This window comes from Thiorhodococcus mannitoliphagus, assembly GCF_010915725.1.
Taxonomy (GTDB): Bacteria; Pseudomonadota; Gammaproteobacteria; order Chromatiales; family Chromatiaceae; genus Thiorhodococcus; species Thiorhodococcus mannitoliphagus.
This window is the reverse complement of sequence record NZ_JAAIJR010000239.1, coordinates 1-3,785: the sequence shown is the minus strand read 5'-3', so window position 1 is coordinate 3,785 and position 3,785 is coordinate 1. Positions and strand designations below refer to the sequence as shown.

Genomic DNA, 3,785 nt, shown 5'->3' with positions numbered 1-3,785 from the left:
GTTTGCGCGTCATCTCAACCCTCCGCTTGCCTTCACTTTACGCTTAGAGGGCTGTCTCAAATTTCGGGTCCACTATAACCTGAGCAACAAGGGCGGCCGAGAGGCCTGGACCAGCATGCTGCAAAGCGAATTGGTTCGTCCATGACGCTAAGGAACCTTTGCCCCTTGCCGCTCGAACTCAGTCCGACGCACCCCTGAGTGGCGGTCGCGCCAACAGATAGATGAGGACGCCAAAGAGCGGGAGTACGGCGACGAGCACCTTCCAGAGGCGTCCGTGGACCTTTCTCCGTCGCATGTCGTCCATCGCCAGGAATGGAAGCACGAGGAGCAGCAGCACCAGATCGAGGGTCATGATGTGGACCAGCGGCTTGGTCTGCCACAGGTCCAGGTAGGCCTGGAGGGATCCACCGGCACCGACGATCACCAAGAGGATCGAGACGATCAGGAGGATCGCCGGTCCGGTCCGCGTGTCCAGCCGCTGTTGGAGACGGGACTTGGCTCCCTCCGCGTCTTGGCCCCAGCGGCGCAGTGCCACGTAGAAGAGGATGCCAAAGGCGCCGGCAAAGAACGACAGGATCACGAAGGGCCACGCAGGAAGCGGCTGCTCCTTGCCATCAAAGAGCACCAAGAGGGCGTAGGTCATGGGAATCACGCCAAGGAGATTGAAGACCATGAAGACGAGGGGCTCCACGGCAGCGAGATTCCCGGTGACCGATGCCATCACCACGTGGAGGCTATAGCCATCCTCTGGGGGCAAGAGGACCTGGCTGGCAAAAAAACCGTACAGCGGGAAGAGGATCCAGAGCACCCAGATCAAGACTTGTGGAAACTTGAGTGATTGCTTCAAAGCCTCTGCGAGCTTTCTCATGATTGATGAGCACCCCCAGTGATTGAGACCACACCTGCGCTGGCCTGTTGTCTTCAGCGCAGCGGATATTGACCTTCGGCCGCAGCGCAATCGGGATTCGCAGCCGAGTTCCCGACCTCAGGGCTCGAGCCGGGCTTAGGTCAGCCGCGACCCGAGCCCTTTTTCCTAGCTTTTCTCCAGGTCGAAGCGGTCGGCCGTCATCACCTTGGTCCATGCGGCGACGAAGTCGCGGACGAAGGTTTCGTCACCATCCGCCGACGCATAGGCCTCGGCGACGGCGCGCAGCTCTGCGTTTGATCCAAAGATCAGGTCCACAGGCGACGCCGTCCACTTCAGCTCGCCCGAGACGCGGTCGCGTCCGTCATAGATGCCGTCCGCATCTTCGGACTTGGACCACTTGGTCGACATATCGAGCAGATTGACGAAGAAGTCGTTGCTCAGCGTCCCGGGACGATCAGTCAAGACGCCATGCTCGACGCCACCGGCGTTGGCGCCCAGAGCCCGCATGCCGCCGAGCAATGCTGTCATTTCCGGTACGGTCAGTCCTAAGAGATCCGCGCGGTCGACCAGCATTTCCGCCGGCGACAGGCGGCTGTCGCTCTCGAAGTAATTGCGGAAGCCATCCGCCGTCGGTTCGAGGACGGCGAAGGATTCGATATCAGTCTGCTCCTGGGTCGCATCCGCGCGGCCGGGCTTGAAGAGCACCTCCAACTCGTAGCCGGCTGCCTGCGCCGCCTGTTCGATGGCGGCCGCGCCGCCGAGGACGATGAGGTCGGCAAGGGATACCTTTTTGCCGTCGGGCGCCGAGTCATTGAAGTCCTTCTGGATGACTTCCAGCGCGCTCAGCGCCTGCGCCAGTTCGAGTGGGTCATTGACCGGCCAGTCCTTCTGCGGGGCTAGGCGAATGCGTGCGCCGTTGGCGCCACCGCGCATGTCCGAGTCGCGATAGGTGGCGGCCGATGCCCACGCCGTCCGCACCAGTTCGGCCGTGGAAAGACCAGAGTCGAGGATCTTCTTCTTGAGATCGGCGATATCCGTCGCGTCGACGCGTTCGTAGGTGACCTCAGGCACTGGGTCCTGCCAGATGAGTATTTCGTCGGGTACCTCGGTGCCCAGGTAGCGTGCCCGGGGCCCCATGTCGCGGTGTGTCAGCTTGAACCACGCCTTGGCGAAAGCGAGCTCGAAGGCTTGCGGGTTCTCCAGGAAGCGCTTGGAGATCTCGCGATAGGCGGGATCGAACTTCAGTGCCAGGTCTGTCGTGAACATCATGGGTGCGTGCCCTTTGCCCTCGACGTGCGCGTCGGGTACTGTGTTCGCCCCTGCTCCATCCTTGGGCTTCCACTGAATTGCGCCGGCGGGGCTGCGCGTCTGCTCCCATTCGAAGCCGAACAGGTTGGTCAAGTAGAGCATCGTGAACTTCGTCGGAGCTGCTGTCCAAGCACCTTCCAGGCCGCTGCCGATCGTATCTTCGGCATTGCCCTTGCCGCACTTGTTGGCCCAGCCGAGACCTTGTTGCTCCGTGGCGGCGCCCGCTGGCTCTGGTCCCACGCATTCGGATGGTTTGCCCGCGCCATGGGTCTTGCCGAAGGTGTGGCCGCCGGCGATCAGGGCGACCGTTTCTTCGTCATTCATCGCCATGTGGCCGAAGCTCTGACGGATCTGTTTGGCGGCCGCGAGAGGGTCCGGGTTGCCGCCCGGACCTTCCGGGTTCACGTAGATGAGGCCCATCTGGGTGGCGGCGAGTGGGTTTTCCAACTTTCCTTCCTTGTCATAGCGTTCGCGACCTAGCATCTCGGCTTCAGGACCCCAGTAGACGAGATCCGGCTCCCAGTCGTCCGCCCGGCCGCCCGCAAAGCCAAAGGTCTTGAAACCCATGTCCTCCATGGCGACGGTGCCGGCCAAGACCATCAAGTCAGCCCAGGAGATGTTGCGGCCGTACTTTTGCTTGATCGGCCAGAGCAGGCGCCGCGCCTTGTCGAGGTTGACATTGTCGGGCCAGCTATTGAGCGGGTCAAAGCGCTGCTGGCCGCCGCCGGCGCCGCCGCGTCCGTCAGCAACACGGTAGGTGCCGGCGCTGTGCCAGGCCATGCGGATGAACAGCGGGCCATAGTGGCCAAAGTCGGCAGGCCACCAGTCCTGGGATGTCGTCATCAACACCTTAAGGTCCTTCTTGACGGCCTCGAGGTCGAGGGTGGCGAAGGCTTGGGCATAGTCGAAGGCGTCGCCATAGGGATTAGACGCCGGATCGTGGTCGCGCAGGGGCTGAAGGTCGAGCTGATCAGGCCACCAAAACTGGTTGGGCCTCGGCTTGCCGGGTGCCATGTTCTCGTCAGCGACGGTGGGCATGGCGAAAATGGCCGCCAGCATGGCTGCGGGAATCGCTTTCATAAGCATTGGGACGATCTCCTCATCTCTCTGTGGTGAGCCCATTTTTCAGGGCGTAAACACAGGTCCCCCTTTTTGTTCTTGCGGGCCGCTTTGAAGCAGGCGCTTGACCCATGTGGTCTGAGGCCGAGACGGCTGGATGTTAGCGGGGACTCTGTGCAGCTGAGACTAGGCCGATCGACAACGGCAATCCATTGGGTAAAACCTATCCTGGCGATAGAGACATCCGCTGACCGCCTCGAAAGGACGAATCAGGCGTCGGGGAGTCTTGGGCAGACGCGAAGGGCCTGGTGTTCCTCGCGGATCTCGTTGCAGCCTGATGCGGGCCGGTCGATGTGGACCTTCCAGTCGAGCCTGTCGGGCAGGGCGGTGCGGCTGACATTGCTGGAGCCGACGAAGGCGCTACCCCTAAGACGCTGTATAGGAACTAGCTCTTAATAATTCTTGACTTAGAGCGCGCGACGAATGCGAATAATTCACTCATAAGCTATTTGATTGTTGCAGATTTGACGAAGCAATAGACGTGACGATG

At 61.4% G+C, this 3,785-nt stretch carries 2 protein-coding genes; both read right to left on the bottom strand.

The annotated features are described in order from the left end of the window. Window positions 1-178: 178 nt before the first annotated feature. A complete protein-coding gene (locus G3480_RS25355) occupies window positions 179-868 on the bottom strand; it encodes a hypothetical protein (protein ID WP_240906068.1) in 690 nt (229 codons plus the stop codon). Between the two features lie 165 nt (window positions 869-1,033). Beyond that, on the bottom strand, window positions 1,034-3,214 hold the full coding sequence (katG, locus tag G3480_RS25350; RefSeq protein ID WP_338114222.1) for a catalase/peroxidase HPI: 2,181 nt from the start codon (window positions 3,212-3,214) through the stop codon (window positions 1,034-1,036). Window positions 3,215-3,785: the final 571 nt, after the last annotated feature.